The 26548-nt window shown below is 43.3% G+C and carries 29 protein-coding genes and 5 pseudogenes; 27 read left to right on the forward strand and 7 right to left on the reverse strand.

Annotated features, from left to right (window positions below):
* Nucleotides 1-350: 350 nt before the first annotated feature.
* Nucleotides 351-1187, reverse strand: coding sequence for a nucleoside recognition domain-containing protein (locus A4V09_RS01750; protein ID WP_330396493.1), 837 nt, complete (start codon nucleotides 1185-1187; stop codon nucleotides 351-353).
* Between the two features lie 269 nt (nucleotides 1188-1456).
* A pseudogene (locus A4V09_RS26635) lies at nucleotides 1457-1586 on the reverse strand (transposase); the annotation flags it as partial.
* A gap of 38 nt (nucleotides 1587-1624) precedes the next feature.
* On the opposite strand from A4V09_RS26635, the gene A4V09_RS01755 reads away from it, so the two are divergent.
* The 6 genes from A4V09_RS01755 to A4V09_RS01780 all read left to right on the forward strand — a co-directional run bounded on the left by A4V09_RS01755 (nucleotide 1625) and on the right by A4V09_RS01780 (nucleotide 7842).
* A complete protein-coding gene (locus A4V09_RS01755; RefSeq protein ID WP_084043397.1) occupies nucleotides 1625-2059 on the forward strand; it encodes a helix-turn-helix domain-containing protein in 435 nt (144 codons plus the stop codon).
* Nucleotides 2060-2358: 299 nt separating this feature from the next.
* Nucleotides 2359-3126: an ABC transporter ATP-binding protein gene (locus A4V09_RS01760; protein ID WP_065540821.1), complete on the forward strand. Its 768-nt coding sequence runs from the start codon at nucleotides 2359-2361 to the stop codon at nucleotides 3124-3126.
* Complete coding sequence (locus tag A4V09_RS01765) at nucleotides 3116-5203, forward strand: ABC transporter permease (protein WP_065540822.1); 2088 nt, start codon at nucleotides 3116-3118, stop codon at nucleotides 5201-5203. The genes A4V09_RS01760 and A4V09_RS01765 overlap by 11 nt, the downstream gene beginning before the upstream one ends.
* Before the next feature lie 15 nt (nucleotides 5204-5218).
* Nucleotides 5219-5896 carry a response regulator transcription factor gene (locus A4V09_RS01770; protein ID WP_065540823.1) on the forward strand — a complete coding sequence of 226 codons (678 nt, stop codon included), beginning with the start codon at nucleotides 5219-5221 and terminating at the stop codon, nucleotides 5894-5896.
* Nucleotides 5893-6900, forward strand: a complete 1008-nt coding sequence (locus A4V09_RS01775; protein WP_065540824.1) for a sensor histidine kinase — start codon at nucleotides 5893-5895, stop codon at nucleotides 6898-6900. Before A4V09_RS01770 ends, A4V09_RS01775 begins: the two co-directional genes overlap by 4 nt.
* A gap of 483 nt (nucleotides 6901-7383) precedes the next feature.
* Nucleotides 7384-7842, forward strand: coding sequence for a YaiI/YqxD family protein (locus A4V09_RS01780; protein ID WP_065540825.1), 459 nt, complete (start codon nucleotides 7384-7386; stop codon nucleotides 7840-7842).
* 412 nt (nucleotides 7843-8254) lie between these two features.
* On the opposite strand, the gene A4V09_RS01785 is transcribed toward A4V09_RS01780, so the two are convergent.
* Both A4V09_RS01785 and A4V09_RS01790 read right to left on the reverse strand, forming a co-directional pair.
* Nucleotides 8255-10813, reverse strand: a complete 2559-nt coding sequence (locus A4V09_RS01785; protein WP_065540826.1) for a hybrid sensor histidine kinase/response regulator — start codon at nucleotides 10811-10813, stop codon at nucleotides 8255-8257.
* A 5-nt stretch (nucleotides 10814-10818) separates the two neighbouring features.
* A complete protein-coding gene (locus tag A4V09_RS01790) occupies nucleotides 10819-11181 on the reverse strand; it encodes an Hpt domain-containing protein (RefSeq protein ID WP_065544584.1) in 363 nt (120 codons plus the stop codon).
* A 259-nt stretch (nucleotides 11182-11440) separates the two neighbouring features.
* On the opposite strand from A4V09_RS01790, the gene A4V09_RS01795 reads away from it, so the two are divergent.
* The 14 genes and pseudogenes from A4V09_RS01795 to A4V09_RS01855 all read left to right on the forward strand — a co-directional run bounded on the left by A4V09_RS01795 (nucleotide 11441) and on the right by A4V09_RS01855 (nucleotide 20616).
* Complete coding sequence (locus A4V09_RS01795) at nucleotides 11441-12904, forward strand: GntR family transcriptional regulator (protein WP_065540827.1); 1464 nt, start codon at nucleotides 11441-11443, stop codon at nucleotides 12902-12904.
* Nucleotides 12905-13429: 525 nt separating this feature from the next.
* Nucleotides 13430-14302 carry a DUF3737 family protein gene (locus A4V09_RS01800; protein ID WP_065540828.1) on the forward strand — a complete coding sequence of 291 codons (873 nt, stop codon included), beginning with the start codon at nucleotides 13430-13432 and terminating at the stop codon, nucleotides 14300-14302.
* A gap of 139 nt (nucleotides 14303-14441) precedes the next feature.
* Nucleotides 14442-14641: pseudogene (locus A4V09_RS26285) on the forward strand (winged helix-turn-helix domain-containing protein); the annotation flags it as partial.
* A 30-nt stretch (nucleotides 14642-14671) separates the two neighbouring features.
* Nucleotides 14672-15238: a DapH/DapD/GlmU-related protein gene (locus tag A4V09_RS01810; protein WP_065540829.1), complete on the forward strand. Its 567-nt coding sequence runs from the start codon at nucleotides 14672-14674 to the stop codon at nucleotides 15236-15238.
* A 475-nt stretch (nucleotides 15239-15713) separates the two neighbouring features.
* On the forward strand, nucleotides 15714-15968 hold the full coding sequence (locus A4V09_RS26640; protein ID WP_065540830.1) for a LytR/AlgR family response regulator transcription factor: 255 nt from the start codon (nucleotides 15714-15716) through the stop codon (nucleotides 15966-15968).
* Nucleotides 15895-16191 carry a carcinine hydrolase/isopenicillin-N N-acyltransferase family protein gene (locus tag A4V09_RS24110; RefSeq protein WP_242963918.1) on the forward strand — a complete coding sequence of 99 codons (297 nt, stop codon included), beginning with the start codon at nucleotides 15895-15897 and terminating at the stop codon, nucleotides 16189-16191. Before A4V09_RS26640 ends, A4V09_RS24110 begins: the two co-directional genes overlap by 74 nt.
* Nucleotides 16179-16412 (forward strand): hypothetical protein, encoded by a 234-nt coding sequence (locus A4V09_RS25100; protein ID WP_065540832.1) that lies wholly within the window; start codon nucleotides 16179-16181, stop codon nucleotides 16410-16412. The genes A4V09_RS24110 and A4V09_RS25100 overlap by 13 nt, the downstream gene beginning before the upstream one ends.
* 28 nt (nucleotides 16413-16440) lie before the next feature.
* Nucleotides 16441-16641, forward strand: coding sequence for a DUF3737 family protein (locus A4V09_RS01830; RefSeq protein ID WP_084043398.1), 201 nt, complete (start codon nucleotides 16441-16443; stop codon nucleotides 16639-16641).
* Nucleotides 16642-16721: 80 nt separating this feature from the next.
* Nucleotides 16722-17273, forward strand: a complete 552-nt coding sequence (locus tag A4V09_RS24810; protein WP_065540833.1) for a cyclophilin-like fold protein — start codon at nucleotides 16722-16724, stop codon at nucleotides 17271-17273.
* Between the two features lie 100 nt (nucleotides 17274-17373).
* A complete protein-coding gene (locus A4V09_RS01840) occupies nucleotides 17374-17940 on the forward strand; it encodes a LysE family translocator (RefSeq protein ID WP_084043399.1) in 567 nt (188 codons plus the stop codon).
* Nucleotides 17941-18020: 80 nt separating this feature from the next.
* The gene (locus tag A4V09_RS01845; protein ID WP_157123433.1) at nucleotides 18021-18293 is read left to right on the forward strand and encodes a cyclophilin-like fold protein; all 273 of its coding nucleotides are present in this window, start codon (nucleotides 18021-18023) and stop codon (nucleotides 18291-18293) included.
* Nucleotides 18294-18551: 258 nt separating this feature from the next.
* The gene (locus tag A4V09_RS26645; protein WP_157123558.1) at nucleotides 18552-18710 is read left to right on the forward strand and encodes a type II toxin-antitoxin system PemK/MazF family toxin; all 159 of its coding nucleotides are present in this window, start codon (nucleotides 18552-18554) and stop codon (nucleotides 18708-18710) included.
* On the forward strand, nucleotides 18707-18946 hold the full coding sequence (locus tag A4V09_RS01850; protein WP_065540835.1) for a hypothetical protein: 240 nt from the start codon (nucleotides 18707-18709) through the stop codon (nucleotides 18944-18946). Before A4V09_RS26645 ends, A4V09_RS01850 begins: the two co-directional genes overlap by 4 nt.
* Before the next feature lie 35 nt (nucleotides 18947-18981).
* Complete coding sequence (locus A4V09_RS01855; RefSeq protein ID WP_065540836.1) at nucleotides 18982-20616, forward strand: recombinase family protein; 1635 nt, start codon at nucleotides 18982-18984, stop codon at nucleotides 20614-20616.
* 26 nt (nucleotides 20617-20642) lie between these two features.
* On the opposite strand, the pseudogene A4V09_RS27035 reads toward A4V09_RS01855, so the two are convergent.
* The 3 genes and pseudogenes from A4V09_RS27035 to A4V09_RS01865 all read right to left on the reverse strand — a co-directional run.
* Nucleotides 20643-21005 (reverse strand): annotated as a pseudogene (locus A4V09_RS27035) (ferrous iron transporter B); the annotation flags it as partial.
* Between the two features lie 210 nt (nucleotides 21006-21215).
* Nucleotides 21216-21680: pseudogene (locus A4V09_RS27040) on the reverse strand (FeoB small GTPase domain-containing protein); the annotation flags it as partial.
* A gap of 49 nt (nucleotides 21681-21729) precedes the next feature.
* Nucleotides 21730-21999 carry a FeoA family protein gene (locus tag A4V09_RS01865; protein WP_157766888.1) on the reverse strand — a complete coding sequence of 90 codons (270 nt, stop codon included), beginning with the start codon at nucleotides 21997-21999 and terminating at the stop codon, nucleotides 21730-21732.
* 960 nt (nucleotides 22000-22959) lie between these two features.
* Here A4V09_RS01865 and A4V09_RS01870 point away from each other — a divergent pair.
* The 7 genes and pseudogenes from A4V09_RS01870 to A4V09_RS01895 all read left to right on the forward strand — a co-directional run bounded on the left by A4V09_RS01870 (nucleotide 22960) and on the right by A4V09_RS01895 (nucleotide 26049).
* Nucleotides 22960-23523 (forward strand): biotin transporter BioY, encoded by a 564-nt coding sequence (locus tag A4V09_RS01870; protein WP_089280592.1) that lies wholly within the window; start codon nucleotides 22960-22962, stop codon nucleotides 23521-23523.
* A 172-nt stretch (nucleotides 23524-23695) separates the two neighbouring features.
* Nucleotides 23696-23935, forward strand: coding sequence for a response regulator (locus A4V09_RS01875; protein WP_065540839.1), 240 nt, complete (start codon nucleotides 23696-23698; stop codon nucleotides 23933-23935).
* 389 nt (nucleotides 23936-24324) lie between these two features.
* A complete protein-coding gene (locus tag A4V09_RS01880) occupies nucleotides 24325-24564 on the forward strand; it encodes a hypothetical protein (protein ID WP_065540840.1) in 240 nt (79 codons plus the stop codon).
* Between the two features lie 49 nt (nucleotides 24565-24613).
* The gene (locus A4V09_RS26290) at nucleotides 24614-24766 is read left to right on the forward strand and encodes a hypothetical protein (protein WP_334293534.1); all 153 of its coding nucleotides are present in this window, start codon (nucleotides 24614-24616) and stop codon (nucleotides 24764-24766) included.
* Between the two features lie 106 nt (nucleotides 24767-24872).
* Nucleotides 24873-25238 (forward strand): annotated as a pseudogene (locus A4V09_RS26650) (glycosyl hydrolase 2 galactose-binding domain-containing protein).
* Between the two features lie 60 nt (nucleotides 25239-25298).
* Nucleotides 25299-25670 (forward strand): hypothetical protein, encoded by a 372-nt coding sequence (locus A4V09_RS01890; protein ID WP_065540842.1) that lies wholly within the window; start codon nucleotides 25299-25301, stop codon nucleotides 25668-25670.
* Nucleotide 25671: 1 nt separating this feature from the next.
* On the forward strand, nucleotides 25672-26049 hold the full coding sequence (locus A4V09_RS01895) for a glycoside hydrolase family 2 protein (RefSeq protein ID WP_065540843.1): 378 nt from the start codon (nucleotides 25672-25674) through the stop codon (nucleotides 26047-26049).
* Nucleotides 26050-26548: the final 499 nt, after the last annotated feature.

Here is a 26548-nt window from a genome sequence, read left to right on the forward strand (position 1 = left end):
AAATGTTACCGCTGTGTCAATCGCTGCCCTGTGCAGGCCATTACGCTTTTCGGTAGAAAAATATTTATAAAACACGGGTTAGTAGGGGATTGCGTTATAGAATAAGGATTAGACACTGGAATAAATCACATAGACCCTGATATGGTGTTTGGGCGCATTGGTCTATGGCAGTTTACAGGATAAAAAGATCCATCTGCGGTCCGAATCCTTGCAGATCCAACGATAGAGGAGACAAGAAGAAATGATGCCTCCATAAAAGTTTTAGAAGCGAATGGATTTGAATTTGACCTTGTTTCCGGTTTATATATAAAGAACATTTCATTCCAATAATGTGATTCAGGTACGGCTGTTCAGAAGAACAGCCGCACCGCACAATTAAATAGAAAACAAAACAGAAATCCCATAGCTGTAGGAAGAAGAAAGGCGAGAAACGTCCACTTCAGGCTGTGGGTTTCCTTTTTTACAGTTAAAAGCGTGGTGGCACAGGGCCAGTGCATGAGAGTGAAAAGCAGCATGGAAACTGCTGTAAAACAGGTCCAGCCATTTTGTACCAGCAGCGCATGAAGCCCGGTAAGACTTCCCGCGTCACTTAAGGTGCCCTGGGCGGTATAAGCCATGATCATAATGGGAACCACGATCTCATTGGCCGGAAGCCCCAGGATAAAGGCAAGCAGAATTATTCCGTCCAGACCCATCAGCTTTCCTGCAGGATCAAGAAAACCAGCCAGGTGCAACAGCAGTGTGGTATCCCCGGCTTTTATATTTGCTAAAACCCAGATGATAAGACCGGCGGGGGCTGCTGCAATCAGTGCGCGCCATAACACATGGATCGTGCGGTCAAGCACCGAGCGTACCAGAACACGGAGGAACTGGGGACGCCGGTAAGGGGGGAGTTCCAGGGTAAAGGAAGACGGAACTCCTTTTAATACGGTTTTAGACAGCAGCCAGGAAGAAAAAAATGTCATGAATATTCCAAGCAAAATGACCGCTGCCAACAAAACAGCAAGGGAAAGGGACGTGAAAAATCCGGTTCCCACAGCAAAGAACATGGTGAGGACAGCTAAAATAGTGGGAAAGCGTCCGTTGCAGGGTACAAAACTGTTGGTCAGGATGGCAATGAGACGTTCCCTGGGAGAGTCAATAATACGGCATCCGGTGACCCCGGCTGCGTTGCATCCAAATCCCATGCACATGGCTGGTTGATATCAGGATAAAAATAGCAGGAAAGTTGGACAAACTGCAGTGGGAAAAGTGGTTGCAATCATCCGGTATGATCAGGCATAATACTGTCCGGCCTGTTTCGGTATATTTGTCCAAGCGGACAGAATAATTCTCATATAGCCCTGCGACAAGGTTCCCAGACTTGAAGCGTTCACCCTTCTGTACTCGTATTCCCAGTGTGTTCAGTAAATATATTGCATGGTCATTTGACACGTTCAGAACCAGTTGAAAGTCCATGAATATCCCTGGTGGACAGCCCTCTTCCACAGAGAGATCACCTGCTCTTTCATACCAGAAACATCCGGCTGGTACTTGGGAATGCGTTTAGGTTCAAACTCACCGTTTCTATCCCTTGAGATGTCAACCTGGACAAGCGGGCTACTCGAAATATCATTTACACAGAATGTTCGTAAGTATTGTTGGGTTTACGGTTCATAATCATGTACAGCGGCGAAGATTAACTGAAGGGGTCAGATTGCTTATCTTCACGGACAAGTCTATTATGGTTATAGAGTTATCTTCCGGATATGAAACACAACAGTCGTTTACGATAGGTTTTAAGGCGATGTTTAAATATAGCCCGCAAGCATTTAGAAAAAAATATGAATTTTATCCATTCCAATTAAAGTTTTGTGTTGATGGAAATCAACAGTTGAGAGGAGATATGATTTTGGATATTAAGATTATTGGACATGACAAAATATTGTTGGTAGTTTTTACTTTTAATACTCGCTTTGGTTTTTCTGGCATGGGCAAATGTTGGAGAAAGTTACATTCATACATTTGCGTTATTTGTTTTCAGAGCACATTATTCTTTTCAAGAAAGATTGTATGCTAATGAATCTTACAGAAACTGTAAGTGTATTTTTTCATAAAGCTGTGCTATCATTTGAGCAGAAAATGGTAGTGTAAAACAGATTATAAAAAATCGAACCCTTTTCCTTGGGGCTGACCGATGATATTTTACTTACGGAAACTCCGTCGGGGCTGAATTTAACGGGTTTTCAGCCCAGCCTTGACTGGATTCCCGACGTAATATTTTGGGCCATCAAGCAAAAGAAATCCTTGATTTTTTGGGGTTAAGCCGATTTTGGAGATATAAAATTGACACTGCCAGAAAAATAAAGGAGGTATCTTATGGAACCGATTTTGAATATTGAAAACCTAACAAAAACATATGGTATTGTGCCCAACCAAACCAAGGCGCTGGATGGCATCACCTTTCAGGTGATGCCCGGAGAATTTCTGGGGATCATGGGAAGCAGTGGCTCCGGAAAGTCCACGCTGCTTAACTGCATTGCAACGGTGATTAAACCCACCGGCGGCAGTATCGTGATGGATGGGAAGAATCTGCAGTCCATGAACGGCAAGGCACTGGCGGAATACCGGGGGAAAACCGTGGGTTACCTGTTTCAGAACTTTGAACTGCTGGACAATCTCACCGGCCGGGAAAATATTTTGCTGCCTACTTCGCTCCACAATGTAACAGAAAAGGAGAGTCATCTGCGTCTGAAGCAACTGGCAGAATATCTGGAAATTACGGATGTACTTGAAAAATTTCCTATGCAGATGTCCGGTGGTCAGTGTCAGCGTGTGGCAGCAGCCAGGGCTATGATCCTTCATCCTAAACTGATTCTTGCGGATGAACCTACAGGCGCATTGGATAGTAAAAATGCGAAGAATATTATGGAAAAACTCTCCGGTCTGAATCTGGACGAACAGGCCACTATTTTGATGGTGACCCATGATACCAACGCAGCCAGCTTTTGTAAACGAATCCTGTTTATCCAGGATGGAGTGATTTTTCATGAGCTTCGCCGTGGCGATGAAAGCCAGCAGGATTTCTACCAACGTATCCTAAAAGTCATGGCTCAGTTGGGAGGAGGTAGTTGCAATGTTCTCTGATCTGATACTTAGAAATAGCAGACGCAACCGCAAAGAAAACGGGCTGTTTTTCGGCTCTTTGGTCATTTCCATTGTGGCTTTTTATATAATCCTCTCCCTATCCAAGCAGGATGTGATGATTTTTCTTGCGAAAATGGAAAGTGATGCAGTAAATCGGCTGCTGCTGATGATTCCCGTTTTTTATGTGATGACATTGGGAATCCTATTTTTCCTGAGCTATTTTGCCTGTAAATATCAGCTGGAACGCCGCAGAAAAGAGTTCGGTGTCTATCTGATGATGGGGATGCGCAGAAGCAAGCTTTTTATCATGCTTCTAGCGGAGGATCTTTTGAGCAGTATCTTGGCTCTGGTCATTGGAATTCCGGTTGCGGTGCTGCTTTCTGAACTCATCAGTCTTGTCACTGCCAGGCTTGTTGGCATGGGGATCATTGGACATCAGTTCACTTTTTCTCTGTCTGCTGTTTGCTTTACCATTGCGGGATTTCTCGCCATTAAGCTGGCAGCGTTTTTGATCCTCAGCGGTAAGATCAGCCGTCAGGAGATTGGCACTCTTTTGGCTCATTCCTCCGGGAATGAAAAAAAGCAAAAGCCGGCATTTGTCTATGGGATTTGTACAGTCTTAGGCGTCATAATGCTGGCAGCCGCCTATACCATGGCCATTCAGGGGATAGCTTGGTCCGAAGCAGATATGATGCTCCTCACCATGCTTCTGGGGTTGTTGGGAACAATTCTTCTGTTCTATGGGATGCGGGCGATAATTGCCTTACTGGTGAAAGTGGGAAAAGCAAATCGAAAGCTTCATGTATTTTCATTCCGTCAGATTCAGGAAAATGTCATTCACCAGTCTACCTCTATGGCCATCAGTTCTCTGCTGATCTTGGCAGCGCTGTGCTGCTTTGGTGCTGGCATCGGAATTGCAAGCACCAGCCAGCAAGGGGGGGATCACGTGTTGGATTATACTTTTCGAGAGTATAACACGGAAGATCCACAGGATGCCCTTCCCCATTTACAAACCGTACTGAAGGAAAACAATCTGGAAAGTCATTTCTCCCGGCTCTTTGAAATGCGGATAGGATACGTCCAAACCACAAAGAATTACGACAATGTGTTTCAGATGGATTCTGTTATGGAGTCCCTGCGTAACCTTACACAGTCGGAGGACCGGGATGTTCTTCTGAACAATCTGAGCTATGCCAGCTATCCACATCTTATCTGTTTGTCAGATTATAACGGTTTGCTGAAGGCCGCCGGTAAGCCTGCACTGACACTGGCAGAGAATGAGGCAGCCGTCTATCAGGATACTGAATTCACGAATGCGTCCAGAATGGCCATGTTCAATAAAATCCTTTCCGGCCATCCAGAAGCCATGCTGGAAGGAAATCCTGTGTATCTGACAGGGGAGATCCAGTCTGTGGATTTGGTGACAGACCGATCTATCACCTTGTCTTTTGCTCTGATCTTGCCTGACGAGCAGTTTTTACAATATACAAATGGAGACTATGAGGTCTATATCAACGGCATTATGAGCCAGGACGCCACCAGGGCCGGCAGCCTTATGAACGCGATCTCAGACATGAACGCCCGGCTGGATGGAATTTGCCTTCAGGACATGGGAATTGAATATGAAAGCTATCTGCAAAATATAGGGCGGCAGTTATTCTACATGGTAGCAGCCAGTTATATCACCATCTACTTGGCCATCATCTTTCTGGTGGTTGCCAATACCATCATGGGCGTCCAGTTCCTAATGGATCAACAGCAGACGGGCCGCAGATACCAGACGCTGGTACATCTTGGTGCTACTTATAAGGATATTTGTTTATCTGCACGGAAACAGATCAGCTGGTTTATGGGGGTGCCCGTCTTTGTGGCGGCAATCAGCAGTATCTTTGGGGTGAAGGCATTGTTTACGGGCTTGCTTTCCGCCCGGTTACAGGGTACACAAAGGGAAATGCTTGTGGTGTCTGCCGCTATGATTTTTCTGTTGTGTGTGGTAGAATATATATATATGACCGTTATTAAGCGTTCCAGCGACCGGTACTTGCTGACGCTGATGCAGCCGCAGAGAGAAGAGTGACGAAGGAGGGCTGTCATGAAGAGAATTGCAGTTGTAGAAGATGAAGTCTATATGCGTGAAGAACTTTGCAGTATGCTGGAGAAGGCAGGATACTCCGTTTTGGAAATAACTGCATTTGAAAATGCCGCAGAGCAGTTGACAGCCATCACTCCTGATCTGGTGATCCTGGATCTCAATCTGCCGGAAATCAGTGGTTTTCAGATTTGCCGGAATCTCAAGCAGAGAACCTCCATCCCTGTTCTGGTTTTGACTTCCAGAGACCAGATGACCGACGAATTACACGCCCTCCGGCTTGGAGCAGACGAATATCTGACAAAGCCCTGCCGTAAAGAACGGCTGCTGGCCAGGATCACCAACATTCTCAAACGATATGAAGGCCGCTCCAATCTTTTGGAAGGGCAGGGGTTCCTGCTGGATCGTGGGACTTATACTTTGTATATAAACAACACTTCCGTGGTACTTCCCAAGAATCAAGGAAAGCTTATGGAAGCCTTGCTTGCGGGAGGAGACAATCTGGTGACTTCTGAGCAGCTGTGCAGGGCGCTCTGGGATACCACGGAGTTCATTGACGAAAACGCACTACAGGTTAATTTGACGCGTCTTAAAAAGACCATGCTGAATTTAGGCATGAAGCAGAAAGTGGTGGCTGTCCGTGGGTTGGGCTACCGGCTGGAATCGGAGGGCACACCATGAAACAGTTCTGGAAAATCTTAAAACGATGTGCCCCGTGGCTTCTTTTGCTGCTGATCATAGATGTCTTTTCCACATTGCTCCTCTGGCTTTGCGATGCGCAGGCATTTCCATTTCTTATTGGACTCATTGTATTGGCAAGCCTTGTGCTTTTTTCAGCAGCCGTGCTGATTTTTTACCTCAAAGAGCAACAGAAACAAGCACTCTTTCAGGCTTTTCTTACGGAGCCGGATGCGGTGAATACGGAGAAACTTCTGGGGGCGGTGAGTCAGCAAGAACGGGAACAGCTTTATCTGCTGGTTTCTATCTTGCAGGAAAAGGAGAGAAGGATTCAGAAGATGGAGGAATCTCTTCGAGATTATGAGGAATATGTGGAGGGGTGGGCACACGAGACCAAAACACCGCTATCTCTGCTCACCATGATTTTGGATAATCGGGCCGATGAGCTTTCTCCTTCTTTGCAAGCCAAATTAGAATATGTGCGAAGCCAGTTTCAGGAGGACATTACCCAAATACTCTACTATGCCCGGCTGGGGAGCAGTACAAAAGATTACCGGTTTGAGGTTGTTCACCTTCAAAGCGCATTAGAAGAAATCATGGATGATTATGCGCCTCTTCTGGAAGAAAAGCAGTTTCTTGTTGAAAACCGCCTGCAATCTGAAACCGTCTATACAGACCGGCGGGGTTTTCAATTCATGTTGGGACAAATCATCAGCAACGCCATCAAATACAGCGGTGATGATCCTCGGCTTACCGTATCCCTGCAACAGTCCACTGCGGCAGAAATTCTGATCATTGCGGATAACGGTATCGGGGTCAAGAGTTACGATCTGCCCTATATCTTTCAGAAGGGTTTTACCGGTGACTCTACCCACGGCCGGAAGAAAGCCACCGGCATGGGACTGTATCTTACAAAAAAGATGGCGGATGATCTTAATTTACAGCTGGAAGCAGAATCCCAATGGGGAAAGGGGCTTTCGGTTTTTATCATATTTCCCAGAGTTTGATTTAACTGATAAAAACGAAGAAGCTGCATGACACATATCGTGCCGCTGATGGTCGCTCCTGCAAAAAAAGCAGTGCAAAGATCAAGTAGGCCGGAATCGGCAGGGAGGACAGTAACTCAGGCAGATCTTGCAGAACACCTGTGCAGGAAATATATTCCTTCAATACTAATACTAAAAAGGTATTGAGCAGCAGGTTGATCTGCGTTTCTGTAATAAAAGTAATTTTGATGGTTATGCAGAATTCAAGGATGCTTTAAAAAGAGAAAGAGAAACATTAAATACATACCTTCCCTCAAATGAGTTACAAGAACTTTCCGCTTTTTTTATGAGACTGGTATTTTATTCTGTAAATGAACTGCAGCAATATTGGGCATAAACTGAGCATCTTTTTCCCATTTACATATCTGTATGCCTCCTGTTGTTTCTGGCCTTACCGGAAATTCTGTGTTATGATACATTGGATTCAAGAAAGAGGTGATTGGTATGAGGATACTTGTGGATGCGGATGCCTGTCCAGTGATAAGAATTGTAGAACAGGCAGCAAAGGAGAAAAACATTCCGGTCATTCTGTTGTGCGATACAAATCATGTGCTAAACTCAGATTACAGTGAAGTAAAAGTGATTGGAGCCGGTTCGGATGCCGTTGATTTTGCTCTGGTAAACCAATGTCAAAAGGGAGATATTGTTGTGACCCAGGACTATGGTGTGGCGGCCATGATTCTCGGAAAAGGTGCGTATGGAATTCATCAAAGTGGGAAGTGGTACACAAATCAGAATATAGACCAGATGCTGATGGAACGGCATTTGGCAAAGAAAGCCCGTATGGGAAAAGGAAAGCATCATCTGAAAGGCCCCGCACAGAGAACAGAGGAAGATGATCTGAGATTTGCAGAATCCTTTGAAAAACTAATTCAAGAAGCAGGAGAAAAATTCAGAGCCTAAAAGCTGGTTTTTTAATCTTAAATAAAACGGATCTGTCCATTGAGGCAGACCTATTTTATTTTTGTACTCAATAATAGCCTATATAACATTAATATCCTTATCAAGAAGAAAAGGTTAGCTGTTTGTGGATTGCACATTTCAACTCATCGGTATAAACGGGAGTGAGTTGTTACCAAGTGGGCGGTTTGCTGGCCTATGGTATTTTAGGCGTATGAGAGGCGAGTCTCGTGCGCCTTTCAGACATTCATACAGGTACAGCGGGATTCCAGTGTTGAGGGAATAGGGGAATCCGGCAGTTTTGGCTGGTTGTATGTGTTATCTGCCCATAAAATCAGGGGTTTAAATTTTTAGAGACCGTTTCAGGCTTCGCATTTACACAAAGCCGGAAACGGTCTCCTTTTGGGTGATAAATCTATAATAAATACCTTTTCAATAAGCGGGTCAGTTCTTTGACATCAATAGGTTTTGCAATATGGGCGTTCATACCGCACTCCAGGCATTGCCGTATGTCATCTGAAAAAGCATCCGCACTCATGGCAAGGATGGGAACAGATAAAGCATCCGGATGATTCAGCCCCCGGATTGCTTTTGCAGCCTCGTATCCTGTCATATGCGGCATCCGTATATCCATTAGAATAGCATCGTAATATCCCTCAGGTGATTTCCGGAACATCTCCAGACATATCCGGCCATCTTCTGCCCAATCCAGTTCTATACCCAGATCGGCCAACAATTCCTTTGCTACCTCCCAGTTCAGTTCATTATCCTCGGCAAGCAGGATACGACGTCCAGTCATGTCAAGATTCTGATCTGATATCCGGTCATGGGATTCTTCACTGCCCATATATTGACGCAAACTATAAAATAGAGTGGATTTAAACAACGGTTTGGAGATAAAACCACTGATTCCTGCCTCCCGGGCCTCAGTTTCAAATTCACTCCAATCGTATGCGGAAATCAGAAGAATGGGTATTTCATCCCCCAAATTACGTCGAATCTCTTTCGCAACCTGAATACCGTTCATTCCGGGCAGTTTCCAGTCTAATAGGATGATTTGATAGTCCTCTCTCTTTTGGTGGTGCCGGATCACCAGTTCTATGGCCTTCTCGCCACTCAGTGTCCATTCAGCCTTTATTCCAATAGATTTAAGCGCATTTGCTGCAGTTTGGCATAATAATTCGTCATCATCAACCACCAGCATATTCCAGGAAGGGAGGACCATATCCACTTCCGTTGTGGCAGCTTTTTCAAAGTCCACTACAACATGGAACTCTGTACCTTTGTCCGGCTCACTCTGTACATCAATGGTTCCTTCCATTGCGTCCACAATGTATTTTGTGATCGACATACCCAACCCGGCTCCCTCAGTTTTATGTATTCTGGTTCCGTCAGCACGGCTGTAGGATTCATATATTCTTTTCAAAAATTCCGGTGTCATGCCAATTCCGTTATCTTTGACACGAATATGAATGCGCACATAGCTGTCTCCTTTTGGAGATTTTTCCTCAAACAGGGATAATCGTATGGAACCTCCCTCAGGTGTATATTTTGTGGCATTGGACAACAGGTTTAGTAAAACCTGATTCAAACGTACACCATCGCACCACACATTTTCCGTCAGAATATTATCAACATGTATTTCAAAATTTTGCTTTTTTGCCTTCACTTGGGGCTGCATAATGTTAACGATCCCTTCAACAACTTCCTTTAAAGAAATCTGTTCTATTGTTAAAGATAATTTACCACTTTCAATTTTAGACATATCCAAAACGTCATTGATCAGTCCTAACAGGTGTTTGCTTGACAGTGTGATCTTTCTCAGGCAGTTGCGCACCTGTTCCCGGTCTTCTATGTGGGCGGTGGCTATGGCAGTCATACCCACGATGGCATTCATTGGTGTGCGGATATCATGACTCATGTTAGCCAAAAATTCACTTTTCGCTTTATTTGCCTCGATAGCCGACTGACGGGTCTTTTCCAGTTCCTGCAGCTGCTGACGGGTCATGGAAAAATACCGGAGAAAAATCAAGGTCAGAAGGATTAATACAGAGGCACAGGCCAGCAGTGTAATATACATGCGCTGAACGCTCAGGCTGTTTATGGTCTGGTCCAGTATACCGTATGGCATTACCCCTACCAGATACCACTCGGAACAAGGGAGGGGTGTACCATAAATCTGCCGGTCTTCGCCATTTATTTCCAGTACCGTAGTGTACTTTTTATCGGTTTTTAATGCTGCGTCAAACTCCGCAAGAGAATTATCTAAATAGGAGTTGGCTGCCGGGGAATCATACAGCGTTTGCAGTTGTTTGAAGTAATCCCATAACTCGTTATTAGGATTGCGGATCACAAAAGTGCCATCAGGCCGGATGATATGGTAATAGGTCAGCTGCCCCTCATCCTCTAAGGAAAGAAAATCCGTGATATAATCCAGAGGAACAGCAGCGATCAGACCCAGGCCTTTTTCACCATTCTGCATAGGGTAATCAGCCCGGACACCAAACAATACCACATCATTTCCATTTGTGTCAACGCCTACGGCAACTCTTTGTTCTCCCTGTTTTAACGCCTCCACAAAAGGCGGCGGATTAATTGGCTGTATTGGTTCTCCGCAGAGGGTCTCAAATTTCCCCTCATCAGAGCAGATCGCTAAATAGCCAAAGCCCCTGACCTGGGCTCTGTAAACGAGTTCCTCATATAGGCTTTCTTTATCGTAGTTTTCTGTTGAAACCACGGAGATTATGCCATCTACCTGATCAAATCGCAGTTTGATGATATTTTCAAAATGCCTGGACATTTGTTCATTCATGCCGGACATGTAGATTTCCCCAACTTCGTAAATGGTCTTTTTACTCTTACGATTCATATAAATGCCCAGAAGACTGAATACAACCACGCTAAAGAGCAGAAGACCGATAAAACTGTATAGTAAAAAACGTGTTGTAGGATTTTTTTGTTTACTGCTTCCCATTTACCTTACGCCTCCCCGGACCGCTCGTATTCTTTCACGGTGTTAAGTATTTGATAATAGTCCTTTGCCAGCTGCGGCATCATATCAACTGCTTTTTTATGATCGCCCTCCCTCAACGCTTTTGTCATCAGACTGCTGCTTTCATATAACCTGGTGAAAGCAAGATTCAGGCAAATCCCTTTGAGGGTATGAACGGCTCGGAGCGCTTCCTCATAATCTTCGTGACGCATGGATACTTCCAGCATGTGAAAGTTTTTATCATCCGGAAATTTATAAAGAAATTTCCGTACCGTCTGTTCACGCAGTAATCTGCCTAATACTTCATCGTAATCGCCGCCGAAATTTATATAACAGTCTCTTAGATTCATATTCATATCTCCTCCCTTTTTAATGCCGTCTGTTTCCCTGTCCGGGAATTGTATCACCACTTGATCTTTGATCACACTGCTCACTGGCTAAAGCGTCAGTGTCAACAGCTTCCTGGCGCTGGGCGCTACTTTAATTATAACTAAACTTATAATTGATTAGCAATAACTATATTGGTAAGGTGTGCAAATAGGTTATCATATTTTAATACTGACAAAAATGGTTCATCATGTTATAATTCAGACAAATAGGAGATGAATTATGAAACCGCAGGAAACTAAATTTGAATTTGTATATAAAGAAATTAAACAGTGTATTTTAGACGGTCAGATACTCCCCGGCAATTCCCTGCCATCTTCAAGGGCGTTCTGTGACCAATTTCATGTAAGCAGATATACGATCAACCGTGTTTTCGACGCGCTGCGGGAAGAAGGGCTGATCGAGATTCAGCCCCGTCTTGCACCTAGGGTTGTTACGAGACAAGATGCGCCTAATTCTTCGGACACCGTAACTGAGATTTTGAAACAAAAAGATAGTATCCTGCAGGTGTACCAAACCTTTGCCCTGATCATGCCATCTATTCAGGTTTTTGCTTCACAGGGCTGTGATATAGAGATCATGCCACACTATAAGCAGGCCATGAAAGTATCACGTTTAGGACTTTCTGCTGGTGGATGGCGTCCTTCTTCTAATTTGGGATACGATATATTGAGAATAGGTGGGAATTCATTGTTTAGTGAACTCTATTCTACATTTGGCCTCTATAATAAACTTACATTTTTCACAGAAAAATGTCCTTATTTTTCTCAACACTTTTTAAAGGGGTCTGTATCTGTGACCGGTGTTATTATAGATATCTTGAAAGGTACGGACCCTTCCGTGAAATACGATCAATTAACAGAGATGTATCAAAGACTGACAGATTCCATTGAAAGCACATTGGATTATTTATCAGATGTATCGCCTGAATGTTCAGCACAGACCAATTTATCATTTTCCTGGAATCCCATGCGGGGACAGGATTACTACCATTCAAAAATCGTTGACGAGTTGAATCGGAAAATCGGCCTTGGAGAATACGCGGTTGGAATGTATCTTCCGTATGAGAAACAGCTGGCCAGCCAGTACGGTGTTTCTTTGTCAACGGTCAGAAAGGCATTATCCGAACTCGAACAAAGAGGTTTTGTAAAAACATTAAACGGTAAAGGTACTATTGTTATTGCACCGGATGATACCAGGAGCCATCAGCTGGCGCTTAACTCCGGATACGCGGAAAAGGCCTTACGTTATCTTCATGCCCTGCAGTTAATGGTGTTGATCATTTATCCCGCTTCGTTGGCCGCAGCTCCGCGGTTTACTAAAGAGGAATTGGACCAGTTAGAAGACAAATTTGCTTCTAGGGGTTCTGTTTATATAGCAGATATGTTTGAAGCCATATTAAAACATACCACTTTAGAGCCTTTATCTGTTATATTATCTGAAACCTGCCGTCTTCTGGATTGGGGACATCATTTCGCTTGTTATCCTTCCAGGAAACATAGCATTCCATGTCTCAATAAACAGACCATTAAAGCATTTCAGCAATTAAGGGAAGGGAATGCAGGTTCTTTTGCGGATGGTGTAGCTGACTGCTACCGTTATATTTTATTTCGTGTAAAAAAGTATATGGTAGAAAAATATAAATTTAATAATGCGGCTCATATCCGGATTCCGGAAAAATATTAGGCTGCAAGGGAAAGGGAGATTAAAAAAATGCAGGTTACCGGAAAAGGGGCCTGCATTTTTTGCTGTCAGATCAAACGGGTTGAGATCAGTTGTTCAGTAAAAAATTAGTGTTGTAGTATTCCGGAAGAAAATAGAATTTATTCCCGGCAAAGGAGAGTTTCATTTTGTTATGGTGTATTGCCTACTTAAGGGATTGAAGCCAGCAGTGGATACCATGGAGATCGGGACGGTGCTATTCCTCTCCTAAGGAGCATGCGTCACGAGATACCCGCATGGGTTATGAATATAGGTTTGCATGTAATAGAATAGGTTTCAACTATACAGAATCATTAATTATAAGTATTTGTTATTTTTTGGCTGCAATATTATACTGATATTAAAGAGAAGAAGTTATATTCTCAAATCCGGAAGCAAGTCAAAGTCCAGCAGTTATCAGGGGTTAGCCTTTGTGTCGGGACTCTGTTAGATTGCGTTTTGTTTTTCGCAGGAATAAAAATAGGCAGATAAGAACAGGAGGAAATGAAGATGAAAAAAATTGAGAATCAGACATTTGATATGGAGCGGGCTCTTTATGGAAGTGAGAATATCTATGTTAAAAATTGTAACTTCGACGGACCGGAAGACGGCGAAAGTGCTTTAAAAGAATGCCGTAACATAAAAGTAGAAGATTGTTTCTGGAATCTGCGGTATCCTTTCTGGCATGACCATGGATTAAAAATCAGCAAAACAGAACTTACCCAGTTTTCCAGAGCGGCTTTATGGTATTCCGACCATATAGAAATTACAGAAACGAAACTGCATGGCATTAAAGCCCTCCGGGAATGCAGAGATGTTGTAATGAGAGACTGCGATATTATTTCTCCGGAATTTGGCTGGTCTGTAAAAAATGTTGCAGTGCAGACCAGTCATGCAGAAAGTGAGTATTTTTTTATGCATGCCCAAAATCTGGACTTTTCAGGGGTAACATTAAAAGGCAAATACTCCTTCCAGTACATTGAGGATGCAGTGTTTGAAAAGTGCCGGTTCGATACAAAAGACGCATTCTGGCATGCAAAAAATGTAACCGTGAAGGACAGTGTTATAAAAGGCGAATACCTTGCATGGTACTCAGACGGTCTGACACTGATTAACTGTAAGATTACAGGTACACAGCCTTTCTGTTACTGCAGGAATCTGAAGCTGGTTGACTGTGAAATGACAGACACAGACCTTGCTTTTGAGAAATCTGAAGTAGAGGCAGTTATCCTGACACCGGTGATAAGCATTAAAAATCCGTTGTCCGGCACGATCCATGTTCCGGATGTGGGGAACATCATTTTGGATGACAAGGATGCAAAAGGTGAAATTAAGATTGATGAAACCATTAAGAAGGAACATCAAATAACAGCATGTGCATAAAAGCAAAACAGAAAGAAGCAGATCGACCAGTGCATGGAGAGCGGCATAACTATTATGATACTGCCTTTATTTATCATGGAGGCAAATAACCATTCAGCCCTGCGGAATTGGTGGCCAGGGTGAAGTCTCATATCCATAATTTGCTTTTCTGCTCTTTATGGCGGAAAATCCCAATATGGTCTTTTCCAAAGACATGCTTTTTGACCGGATATGGGGGATGCCGCAACTGTGACCGTGCACATTAACCGTCTGCGGGAAAAGCTGGGTAAAAATGTTTCAAAAACCCAGTTTATAGAGACCGTATGGGGAGCTGGATATCGCTTCAGGATTAACGGATAAACAGAATTTCAGAGATATTGGAGAGTAGAAATGATAGGAGTAAGAGAGTTTATAGAATATATGGACAGTGGGAAAAAAGTAATCAGGGGCACCGAGATACATGAGTGTATGCACAGACTGTCACAGGAGGCTTTGCAGCTGACGGCAGAATTAAACGGATGCTATCATACCCCGGAAGAAATCAGGAATCTGATGGAACAGCTGACAGGAAAGCCGGTGGATGAAAGCTTCAACCTCTTCCCGCCCTTTTATACAGACTGCGGAAAAAACCTTACCATTGGGAAACATGTATTTTTTAATACCGGATGTAAGTTTCAGGATCAGGGAGGGATTACCATCGGTGACGGTTCCCTGATCGGTCACAATGTTGTCCTGGCAACCCTGAACCACAATCTGGACCCCGGACACCGGGGAGATATTATCCCTGCGCCGATCCATATTGGCAGGAATGTCTGGATCGGCGCAGGAGCCACCGTTCTTCCGGGTATTACGATTGGTGACGGGGCAGTGGTTGCGGCTGGGGCGGTGGTAACGAAAGATGTCCCGGACAATACCATTGTGGGCGGCGTGCCGGCTAAAGTAATGAAAACGATTTGATCTCAGTTTTGAAAAGAGGAAGGCAAAAAAGGAATGGCAATAAAGCTGTAAAATGAAGTGCTTTCTGATCATACATTCAAAGACCATTAAAGAAGGATATTCCAAAGGCAGTATAAACTCCGGAATATCCTTTTTTAATGCTTTCAATTGGTTTTACGTTTTAGGAAAAACAACATCATAACCATTATAAAAAACTATGGAATTGTATTACATATAAGTATTTGCTATCAAAATCCGGGACTGTTATGATAAAAACAGATAAAAATCATTCTGGCACAAGTTAAATAAAGGGGGAAAATACAAATGAAAATGCGGTTGTAGATGATTCAAAAGAGGATGCACAGCGTATTGTTACCTATCTGGAGCAGTCTCAGCAGGAGCAAGATATAACTCTTAATATAAAAATATTCTACGCAAGTTTTGATTTTCCGGAAGAATATCAGGGAGATTACGATGTTTTTTTCTGGATATCGAGATGCCGGGCAGCAACGGGCTTGAGGTGGCGCATGAAATACGCAGCAGGGATCCGGCAGTTGGTATTATTTTTATCACCAGCCTGGCACAGTACGCCATAGACGGATACGAGGTGCAGGGCATTGATTTTATGATGAAACCGGTTTTCCACAGTCAACATGGTCTTCATACAGGCCGGTGGATTGGACATTTCAAGTCTGCCGGATACTGCGCAGGCCGTCATTGGACTATATGCACCTTTAGACGGCATGAATGAAGAGGGTTTTGCAGTGTCCGTCAACATGATCGAGGATGACCAGACCATAGAGCAGGATACGGATAAACCGGATATTACAACTACAACAGCCATTCGCCTGCTTCTTGATTGGGCAGCAAATGTGGAAGAAACCTTAGATATCCTTTCGCAGTATGACCTCCATGCCTCCATGGGGATGATGATACATCTGCGGAAAGCAACAGCGCTGCTGTGGAATATGTAGACAATGAGATGGTGGTGATGGAAACTCCGGTTGTTACAAACTTTTTTCTGGCAGAGGGTGAGAAATACGGGTTTGGACTTTTAGAAAAGAATTTAGACTATGTACAGTTCTATGTGGTTTTTGTGGATGAAATCCTTCCGGACCCAAGGACAGGAAAAAAGTCCCTGATTCTTCAGAAAGGAGAGACTTGGCAGGATGAAAAAAGCGTTATTGCAGGGTAGGCGGCTGAGCAAAGTATTTGCATAGGGACTGAATACCACGTTAGCTTTCGAGTATTCCACTGTGGATGTGGAAATCAACGGAAAGATTGATAGTGTGATGAATCCGTCAGGCGGGATTATAAAGGCAGATTATATAGAAGAATTCATCGTAGACAAAGATAAAGTGGACCCTGATCAGACAGTCATTACCTGCCGCATGAGTAATACTACAGAACAAATGGCGGGATAATTACATAATTACAGTAACAACAGGATAAACACAGGAAGAATACATATGGGAATTACAGACTTTACAGGAGGTGTTTTGCTATGAAAAAAATAGTGTCCTTTCTTTTTGGCGGAATTCTGCTGCTTTCGCTTTCCGCCTGCGGCAGCAATTCCAAGTTTGAACCTGATAACACAGATTCCGCTCAGACAGAGCCAACGATTACAGAATCTATTGCTGAAACCCAGACGCCGGAATCAGAGGAAACAAATTCTGAACCGGGGGAAAACCGTGCCGACGAACCACAGATCCGGGTGGATGGAAAAGACGGACAGAATATCATCTTCCAGTTAAATGACAGCACAGCCGCAAACACACTGTATAAACAACTGCCTCTTTCTATTCAGATAGAGGAATACAGCCATAATGAAAAAATATTTTATCCTCCGGATGAACTGGATACCAGCGGTACTCCGCTGGCCGAAGGTCCGGCCGGAACGCTTGCATACTATGCACCCTGGGGCAATGTCGTTCTTTACTACGGTGAGTGTGGGGGTGCCAGCGGTCTGTATGAACTTGGAGAAGCAGTGTCAGGTGCAGACCAGATTGAAACCCTGTCCGGAGAGATTCAGATAGATATTGTGGAAGATAACTAAGATAATTGTTTGTCCGATGAATATACAACAGGACAAGGAAGGAGAACGGCAAATGGGCAGTTTTATTTAAAAGGGGATTTTTATTGGTCTTCTCTTTGGCATGCCAGCCGGAGCGGTCGGGGCCATGACCGCACAAAGAACCCTGAATTACGGCATGAAAGCAGGATTGTTAACGGGCCTTGGCTCATCTGTGGCAGATTGTCTTTACGCCTGTATCGGCGCTTTTGGACTGACCTTGATATCCAGCTTTCTGATCCGGTATCAGAGCATCATCAATCTTGCCGGAGGCTGCCTGATACTGGGAATGGGTATCCGTATGCTTCTGGCAAAAAAAGGCGGACAGAAAAACACATTAGACACTGCCAGGGGCGTCCGTATGTTTGCTTCCTCCTTTGCAGTGGGAATCACGAATCCGGCGGCTATTCTTACCTTTCTGTTTGCCTTTTCCTGGTTTTGCATACAGGGGCAGACTGGCCTTAAACACGGGATATGTCTGGTCTGCGGCGTATTTATCGGAACATATTTTTGGTGGGGAACGCTATCTGGCATAGTCACAGTGCTGAAGAAAATAGCGAAAAATGATCGTTCTCAAATCATGAACCGGATATTTGGGACATTCCTTAGCATTTTCGGGGCGGTGGTGCTGGTAGGAAATTTTATAGACTAGAGATATGTCCCATGGAGTTTACCAAAAACTACGCGCAGTTGGCAGCATTGAGCAGACTTAATTCGTTTGGAGTTTATTGGGTGAATAGACAGGAAACACCTGAGGGCAGCCCTGAGGAAGGGGAAGAGCCTTCCGCAAAAGAAAACGAAGGCAGCAAGGAAGAAACAGGAGGTATACAAATGCAGGAATTGGTGATGGAGATAGACGGGACGCGGTTCCCGGTGATACTATATGACAATGAAACAACGCAGGCATTTATGGACAGGCTTCCTATGACACTTGACATGGAGGAACTGCATGGAAATGAAAAATTAAATTATCTGGACCAGGGCCTTCCGACGAATCCCATATAGATGAAATCGAAAACAGTATTTATCGTGGAGTATTGATCGCAGCGAAGGGGCATCAGAGGATAAACTGAGTTTATGCGAAAATAAGAAACTAGAAAAAATGTTAAAAATAAAAAAAAGGCTTCGTTTTTGACTTAGAAGTGCGGAATAGGTAAGAGTGGAAAAATCTCTTACCTATTTTTAAAATGCACAACTACAGAGCATTCTAAAACATAAAACGATTGCACAAAAGAAAATAGGTTTGAACCTTGAAAATCAAATATTCATGCATCCCAGAAACATAATTCCTCAATATTGCTGGAACAAATCCGTACAATTGACAAGCAAAGACCCCAGAAATATTTTAGAAAGATCACGCCTGCGATTCAGAAAAAAGCAGACAAGGCATTGGCTGTCAGTATTGGAATACGGGTTTCATGAGCGAGGGAAGCTATCATACTGTACAAGCAGAACATCATAAATTTTATCAAGTGAGCTGTATTTGTTTTTGGCTGATAGGTAAGAGGGTGAATTTTGTGGCGGAGAAAAAAGAAGTTTATCAGGTTGAATTGAGGTTTTCAGGAAAGCAGGCTTTGAAAGAACTGCTGATAGAAATACTGCTGGAAAAAATTTGTACATTCGATGGCTATGTTAGAACAGATTATAATAAAATATAGCCACTGCAGGTAGTCTGATTTTGAAAGGAGAATATATGGAAGGCAAAAGGCTGCCTGATTCCAAATATTATTCAGCAGCACTTTATATGCGTCTTTCCAGGGATGATGATGGAGACAGCGAAAGTTCAAGCATTACAAACCAGAGAAAGATGCTCAGGGCTTATGCACAGGAAAACCGGTATTTAGTCTATGATGAATATATAGATGACGGTGTTTCCGGTACGACTTTTGAGAGACCGGGATTCAAAAGGATGATTCGGGATATTGAGAATAAAAAGGTCAATATGGTCATTACGAAAGATCTATCCAGACTTGGCCGTGATTATATCCTTGCCGGTCAGTATACGGAGATATATTTTCCGGCAAAAAAGGTGAGATATATAGCAATTAATGACGGGTATGACTCTGAGAGTCCCTATACGGATATTGCTCCTTTTAAGAATATTATCAATGAGATGTATGCCAGAGACATCAGCAAAAAAATACGTTCATCATTCTTGACCCACATGAAAGAGGGGGCCTATATAGGGGCATATGCCCCTTATGGATATCAGAGAGACCCGGAGGATAAGCACCATTTGATCATAGATGACGTGTCCGGTGAGATTGTGAGAGAAATCTTTCAAAAAGCGGGAAACGGGGAACTGCCGGTACAGATAGCAAGGGATTTAAACAGCCGAAAGGTATTAACACCGTCACAATATCGTTGTCTCCAGAATCCTGATTTGAACATAGAAAATTTCTCAAAACGGCAGGAATGGACCTCTTCTACCATAATAAAAATGCTGAGAAACGTCGTCTATGTAGGGGATATGGCTCAGGGGAAAACCACAAAAGTTTCATTCAAAAGTGATATGACGATAGCTAACCCTAAAGAAGACTGGTATATAGTGAGAAATACCCATGAGCCATTAGTCAGCCGTGACTTATTTGAATTGGCTGCACGGAGGAGTAAACTGCGGACCTGCTGCCAAAAGGGAAAATTTCACAATATCTTTACCGGTATGGCAAAATGCGCGGACTGTGGAAGAAATATGTCTGCAGTCGGCACACGTAAAAAAGGTGCAACGGCTAATCTTGCCTGTGGGGGATATAAGCTATATGGGAGTAAAGAGTGCAGCAATCATTTTATTGATTATGATACCTTGTGCAGTATTGTCCTAACCAGTATTCGGGAGCTTGTTCGGGTGTCACAGCAGGACGAAAAAGAGATACTGGAAAAGGTACAGAACCGTATAAAAAAGCAAGTTTCCTTCACAGATAAAGAAAAAGAAACTGCCTCTTTGAAGAAACGCAGCCGTGAACTGGATATATTGATCGAGAGATTATATGAGGATTATGTTGCAGAAATTATTAATGCAGACAGGCTGAAAAAGATGCTTCGGAAATATGAGTCTGATAGTGAAGAAATCTCGGAAAGACTGGAGGCTCTAAACAATCAGGATAAAAGCAAGGAACAGGAAAATCCAACTAATAAATTAAAGAAAATGCTGAATGATATTGTAGAGCCCACCGAACTTACCGAAGATCTGTTGTACCGGTTGGTTGATCATATTGAAATTACCCAGGGAAAATATGAAAAAAAAGATAACACAAAGATAAAGAAACAGGAAGTGAAAATCTATTTTCGCTTCAATCATGCACCGTTGAGCAGGACATATACCTTGTGATACTGCATACAGATACCAACCACCCACATGGTAAGCGCCTGTTTCCCACAGGCACAGCATTTCTGGAAACAATGGTCCAGGTTAAAGGCTACACGGGGAAGGTAACCATAATCCTCCAGCAGAGTAAAAAGCGGAAAGAAAATGGCCATGGGGGGAAGCATGACACTTACAACCCAGGCAGCAACCCGGTATACTCCGTAAATCAGAACCTGGCAGAAAATTTCGGGAAGGCCAAGCGTAAGAAGCCCACGGTAAAAATGGGGTTCCAGCCAGAACAGCCCTTTGTTCAGCAGATCAGACGGGACATTGGCCCCCACAATGGTGATCCAGAAAATGCAGAGAAGGAAAAGCAGCATAATGGGAAAACCAGTACATTTACTGGTAAAAACCCTGTCCAGTTTCCTGTCTTTTTTGGCATAATCGGGATTTTCCAAAGTGACGCAGGCTTTGCAGATACCTGCTGCCTGCTGGACATAGGTGCCGCAGTATTCCGCGGATGCACAGCACATTTCCGCATTCTGACAATAAATATCAGGAATTGGGGTGACGGCTTTTTTGTTGGACAGGGCGTCTTCAATCCCCACGAATATGCGTTCAAGGCCCTTTCTGCTCCTGGCAGCTATGCCGATCACAGGAATCTTCAGTTCCTTATGAAGACGCTGAAAATCTATCCGGATGTGCTTTTTCCTGGCCTCGTCCATGAGATTTACGCACAGAAGCACATGTGGTGTCACGGCACAAATCTGGAGAACGAGATTGAGGTTCCTTTCCAGACAGGTAGCGTCGCACACAGCAACCACCACATCCGGATGACTCTGCAGTATATAATCCCTGGAAATCTCCTCCTCACTGGAGCGGCAGGAGAGAGAATAACACCCGGGCAAGTCTACAAAACGATATTCTTTTCCGTGAAAGACTCGGTTCCCGGCAGCACATTCCACTGTTTTACCGCACCAGTTTCCGGTATGCTGGTGCATGCCTGTAAGTGCGTTGAACACCGTGCTCTTACCTACATTGGGATTGCCGATCAATGCTATATTACGGAGCGGAAACTCCTTTTTCATTTCTTTTTTCAGAACTATTCACCTCTTAATTCATATCAACAGAAGCATGTTACAGCACACTTTTGTTTTTGATCTTTTCAACAAGAATCAGAGAAGCCTCTTCTTTTCTCAAGGCCAGGACAGCTCCCCGGATCAGAAAAGCTCTGGGACTTCCAAAGGCGCTCACTCCAACACAGATAACTTTGGTATTTTCGATCAACCCCAAATCCATAAGACGTTTGATAGTCTGCTGCTGCGCCGGACTGGCATTGTCTGTCTGAATTGTTTTAACAATCCCTGACTCGTCGGGAGACAGGGTAAAGAGCGGAGTAAGAGACATTTTTTCCTCCATTTCAGGCCGGGAAATCCCGGACGGGAGAATCTATTGTATAGTATGCAGAGGCAAGAAAGAAGTTCTATGAAATGATCACTGAGAAAATTCTTTATATATGATTAAATGCTGATTATTCATTATTTTAGGTATATTTTATTTACACTAGGAGGCGTAAATATGTTTTTAACTCGTAATGATAAGATTTTTATTGCGATAATAGGTGATATAGAAAATCCAGAGACCAGGGAAAGAGAAGTAAAACTCAAGAAAAGCCGAGTAATATACTGGAAGAAATAAATGTGAAGTTTTAAAATGATATACAGGTAATCTCACTAAAAATCCTAGAAAAATAAAAAAATCCCATATACCGTCTGAAACGCTATTTTATTGACAGGTATATAGCTTTCTGCCAGAAGGCTGTGTATGATTGTAAACTTTGTTATAAAAATTAGTTGACATTTAATGGCGAATTTATTATACTTTTCTTATACATTATAGTGCAGCACTTGCTGCTGCATAAGTTATGGGATGCCCCTTAGGGTATACATTATAGTGCAGCACTTGCTGCTGCATAAGTTATGGGATGCCCCTTAGGGTATACGTTATAGTGCAGCACTTGCTGCTGCATAAGTTATGGGATGCCCTTTAGGGTATACATTATAGTGCAGCACTTGCTGCTGCATAAGTTATGGGATGCCCTTTAGGGTATACATTATAGTGCAGCACTTGCTGCTGCATAAGTTAAGGGATGCCCTTTAGGGTATACATTATAGTGCAGCACTTGCTGCTGCATAAGTTAAGGGATGCCCTTTAGGTTATACATTATAGTGCAGCACTTGCTGCTGCATAAGTTATGGGATGCCCTTTAGGTTATACATTATAGTGCAGCACTTGCTGCTGCATAAGCTACAGGATGCCTTCAGGCTATGTAAAGGAAAGCAGAATTTCTTAACGGAGGAATAGTATATGGAAACAGCAATGCCCAATAAAAACAAAAAAATAAGCACCAGACAGATGACAATGATCGCGCTTATGACAGCAGTGACCAGCATCTTAGGCCCTCTTGCCATACCGCTGCCGTTTAGTCCCGTGCCGGTCAGTTTTACCAACCTGGCAGTTTATTTCAGTATCTTTGTGCTTGGAGCCAATTCGGCAACGGTCAGTTATCTGGTTTATCTGCTCATTGGAATAGTGGGACTTCCGGTATTTTCCGGTTTCACCGGAGGTTTTGCAAAAATGGCAGGACCTACAGGGGGATATCTGGTCGGTTTTATTTTCATGGCATGGATCGCGGGATTTTTTGTGGACAGATTTCAGGGAAAAAGAGTGCTGCAGGCATCGGGAATGATACTGGGAACTGTGGTAGCATACATATTCGGGACCGCATGGTTGTGTGTGCAGTCGAATCTGACATTTGGTGCGGGTCTGGCTGCGGGCGTGATTCCGTATATACCAGGTGATCTCATTAAGATCATGGCAGCATTGGCTGTGGGACCGGTGCTTCGGCAGGCTGTGAGACGAGCAGCATAAATAAAAAAATCAGGATTTAAAAGACAGTGTGATACAGGCACTGTCTTTTTTTGATGCGCTGCGCAGAAAATACATAGATTTTCTTAAATAACTGTAAAAACACATGAAAAATATAAGGGGGATTTTCTGGATATGAGTTATAATACAATATTACTATGGGCGGAGGGAGAAAATGTATAAGGTATTGATAGTCGAGGACATGGACCTGACAAGAGAAGACTTAATTAGACTGATTGACTGGGAGCGATACGGTTTTGAACTGCTTCCCGACGCAAGGAACGGGATAATAGGATTGGAATACGCCAAACGGTATCGCCCGGACATTGTAATAACAGATATAAAAATGCCGGTCATGACAGGCCTTGACCTGGTGGAACAGATGAAAAAAGAAAATATAGAGGCGGAAGTCTGACCGCTTATGAAGAATTTGAACTTGCCAAAAGAGCACTTCAGATGGGTGTCAGAACGTTTGTACTCAAATATGAGATTGATGAGGAAGTGCTTCTGCGAGAACTGAACGGCTGCAGTATAACGGAGTAGTATTCAAAACTGCCTCCCGGCGGTGTATTTTCTCATCAAAAGCTTTCTGAACAGTCTCGTCAAATGTGATATTGCTTGCGTACAAACGGATCTCTTCAAGGGACAGAAGGGTTTGTGTTCTGATTGGGTGCATTGTCTTATGAGAAACGTGGAGCTGGTAAGTGGGTGGAGTCTGAAAAAGGTTGGTAAGGAACTGTTACATATGGAATTCTCAACATTATAAGCGGGCAGACAGAAAAGACAAAAGAGAAAAAAATATCCGTGACTCAGGGTGATACAGTGCTGGTTGATGATTTGGCGGATTTTCGCTTCTTTTCAAAGGACTGTGTTTTGTTTGCGGCTCTCTGCAGAGAGGATGAAGAGGAACCGTTGGTATGTGTTGATTATGTAGATATTGAAAGACATCTGGAATTTCCCGAACCCAATTTAAAATCGGAACTGAGCGGGGATGAATTGGTGATCACAGCAGAACGGTTTGCGCGCTGTACAGATTGCCGGTGAACAGGATGGAAACAAGTTCGGCTGCCTGTTCACAGATAACTATTTTGACATGCTTCCGGGACAAAGGAAAAAGGTGAAAGTTCTGGGGAATAAGGAGTACGGGACGCTTTTCGTGCAATCCCGGTATGGGTGCTGTAGAAAAATCAGCTATAGGAAAGTACATTTAGGGCAGCGGTTGTGCACGGTAACAGAATATAAGTAAACGGATGAAATTTATTTTGGAGAGGGGGAAGCAGATGGAACGCATTTTAATAAGGAAAGAATGGAAACTAAAGGGACCGGCTGAGAAAGAGCTGGAGATATAAGAAATGCCAAGTCAGATTCATGATATTCTGCTGGATCATCAATTGATTTCCAATCCCAATTTTACAGGGATCAATCAAGATCAATGGATTGGGGAGACACAATGGTGTTACAGAACAGAGTTTGAGGTGGAGGATAGATCGGGAGAATGAAACCTTCGTTTTCAGGGGCTTGATACATTTGTTGATATATATCTGAACAATGAACTGGCAGGGGAAAACAAAAGTGTGTATATGCCCCTGGTTATTGAAAAAGTCCCCTTTATGAAGAAGAAAAATGTCTTGGAATTGAGAGTGAAACCACCCCGCCGTGAGCTTGAGAAGATTTCACTTCCGGAAAGATACAAGGACAGAGTACCGGAATTCTGTTAAGCCAGGGTTTTTCGTTCCGGCTATCATGAATTTTCCGGACCAAAACCGGATTTGATCCGAATGGGAGTTTATGGAGATATTTATTTGGAAAAGGTGGGGCAGGATGGAATCCGGGAAGGGGTTATGGATATCAGCATGGGAGAAAATTCGGAGGAAGGATGCGTGCAGGTCGACTTTTCTTATTTTCATCCCGAAACGGATCGGATGCTGGAGTATAGGATAACAGATATGCAGGGAGATGTTGTCTGTGAGGGTACAGAAAAAGCGCATACGGAATATCTGGAGATCACTGTGCCGCATCCGAAATTATGGTGGCCGCGCTCTCACGGGGAGGCCAATCTTTACCATTTACAAGTGACAGAAAAGGTGGGTGAAGCTGTTCTGGATACTAGTACAGCTTTTCAGCCTGACAAAAAACAGGGTGGAACGTGAAGTGACAAGGCCATTTTTATGCAACGCCCATGAGTCAGTGCTGGTGGGTGATCTGGATATTTTCGGACAGTTTAAAAAAGATTGTGTTCTCACAGCGCGTGCAGTGGACGGACACGGGAAAGTGCTGGCAGAATCAGTGGATTATGCGGAAATGGAAAGAAGGATTTCTTTTCCGGACAGAGGAGAATTATCCTGCAGAGTTGAGGCGGGAATACTTGTGCTGGAATCTGATACCTTTGCAAGATGTGTGGAACTGCGCGGAGGAGAAGAAGGCCAAGCGTTTGGCTGGCTTTTTGAGGATGATTATTTTGACCTGCTTCCGGGAGTGAAAAGAAGATTAAGGTTTACGGGAGACATGAAAAAGGAATTGTGCAGATAAAACCTTATTATTGGGAGAAGGGAATCACTGTCGATTATATGAAAAATTGAAAAAAGGTTATTAAGCCGGTGCGTGTTTCTGTGATGGGATGGGCATCGGTTTTTTTGTATGGGTATAATTTTGAGAAAATATGCGGTTTATGCGAAAAATACGAGGGTAACATACTATTTTTGACGTAATATTCTAAGAAATGCGGCACTATAGAAAAAAGCTGGCTAAAATGACACTCTCAAAGCATCTGACCATTTTACTGACCACTTATTTTAGATTAAGGGGATCTCAAAAGAGAAGTGGATATATAAAGAGACATCTAATTCCAGTTCCGTTTGGAAATAAGACACTGATAAAATAAAATTGAGAAATCAATAAATTTGTACCATTATTTTGACCACTTATAGATAATTTTTAAGATTTTTAAAGGAACATTCCAATGCCTTTTACCTTAGAATCATGAATCACTAAAAGAAATCCTACACACTAAAGCTCCTGTAAATATATT

The sequence above is a fragment of the Blautia pseudococcoides genome (assembly GCF_001689125.2).
Lineage (GTDB): Bacteria > Bacillota > Clostridia > Lachnospirales > Lachnospiraceae > Blautia > Blautia pseudococcoides.

What these genes read in the sequence shown, in the direction of transcription:
- A4V09_RS01750 (WP_330396493.1), bottom strand. Translation starts at nt 1,187, where the DNA reads ATGGGATTTGGATGCAACGCAGCCGGGGTCACCGGATGCCGTATTATT.
- A4V09_RS01755 (WP_084043397.1), top strand. Translation starts at nt 1,625, where the DNA reads ATGTTCGTAAGTATTGTTGGGTTTACGGTTCATAATCATGTACAGCGG.
- A4V09_RS01760 (WP_065540821.1), top strand. Translation starts at nt 2,359, where the DNA reads ATGGAACCGATTTTGAATATTGAAAACCTAACAAAAACATATGGTATT.
- A4V09_RS01765 (WP_065540822.1), top strand. Translation starts at nt 3,116, where the DNA reads ATGTTCTCTGATCTGATACTTAGAAATAGCAGACGCAACCGCAAAGAA.
- A4V09_RS01770 (WP_065540823.1), top strand. Translation starts at nt 5,219, where the DNA reads ATGAAGAGAATTGCAGTTGTAGAAGATGAAGTCTATATGCGTGAAGAA.
- A4V09_RS01775 (WP_065540824.1), top strand. Translation starts at nt 5,893, where the DNA reads ATGAAACAGTTCTGGAAAATCTTAAAACGATGTGCCCCGTGGCTTCTT.
- A4V09_RS01780 (WP_065540825.1), top strand. Translation starts at nt 7,384, where the DNA reads ATGAGGATACTTGTGGATGCGGATGCCTGTCCAGTGATAAGAATTGTA.
- A4V09_RS01785 (WP_065540826.1), bottom strand. Translation starts at nt 10,813, where the DNA reads ATGGGAAGCAGTAAACAAAAAAATCCTACAACACGTTTTTTACTATAC.
- A4V09_RS01790 (WP_065544584.1), bottom strand. Translation starts at nt 11,181, where the DNA reads ATGAATCTAAGAGACTGTTATATAAATTTCGGCGGCGATTACGATGAA.
- A4V09_RS01795 (WP_065540827.1), top strand. Translation starts at nt 11,441, where the DNA reads ATGAAACCGCAGGAAACTAAATTTGAATTTGTATATAAAGAAATTAAA.
- A4V09_RS01800 (WP_065540828.1), top strand. Translation starts at nt 13,430, where the DNA reads ATGAAAAAAATTGAGAATCAGACATTTGATATGGAGCGGGCTCTTTAT.
- A4V09_RS01810 (WP_065540829.1), top strand. Translation starts at nt 14,672, where the DNA reads ATGATAGGAGTAAGAGAGTTTATAGAATATATGGACAGTGGGAAAAAA.
- A4V09_RS26640 (WP_065540830.1), top strand. Translation starts at nt 15,714, where the DNA reads ATGCCGGGCAGCAACGGGCTTGAGGTGGCGCATGAAATACGCAGCAGG.
- A4V09_RS24810 (WP_065540833.1), top strand. Translation starts at nt 16,722, where the DNA reads ATGAAAAAAATAGTGTCCTTTCTTTTTGGCGGAATTCTGCTGCTTTCG.
- A4V09_RS01840 (WP_084043399.1), top strand. Translation starts at nt 17,374, where the DNA reads ATGCCAGCCGGAGCGGTCGGGGCCATGACCGCACAAAGAACCCTGAAT.
- A4V09_RS01850 (WP_065540835.1), top strand. Translation starts at nt 18,707, where the DNA reads ATGAGCGAGGGAAGCTATCATACTGTACAAGCAGAACATCATAAATTT.
- A4V09_RS01855 (WP_065540836.1), top strand. Translation starts at nt 18,982, where the DNA reads ATGGAAGGCAAAAGGCTGCCTGATTCCAAATATTATTCAGCAGCACTT.
- A4V09_RS01865 (WP_157766888.1), bottom strand. Translation starts at nt 21,999, where the DNA reads ATGTCTCTTACTCCGCTCTTTACCCTGTCTCCCGACGAGTCAGGGATT.
- A4V09_RS01870 (WP_089280592.1), top strand. Translation starts at nt 22,960, where the DNA reads ATGGAAACAGCAATGCCCAATAAAAACAAAAAAATAAGCACCAGACAG.
- A4V09_RS01875 (WP_065540839.1), top strand. Translation starts at nt 23,696, where the DNA reads ATGTATAAGGTATTGATAGTCGAGGACATGGACCTGACAAGAGAAGAC.
- A4V09_RS26290 (WP_334293534.1), top strand. Translation starts at nt 24,614, where the DNA reads ATGCTTCCGGGACAAAGGAAAAAGGTGAAAGTTCTGGGGAATAAGGAG.
- A4V09_RS01890 (WP_065540842.1), top strand. Translation starts at nt 25,299, where the DNA reads ATGGGAGTTTATGGAGATATTTATTTGGAAAAGGTGGGGCAGGATGGA.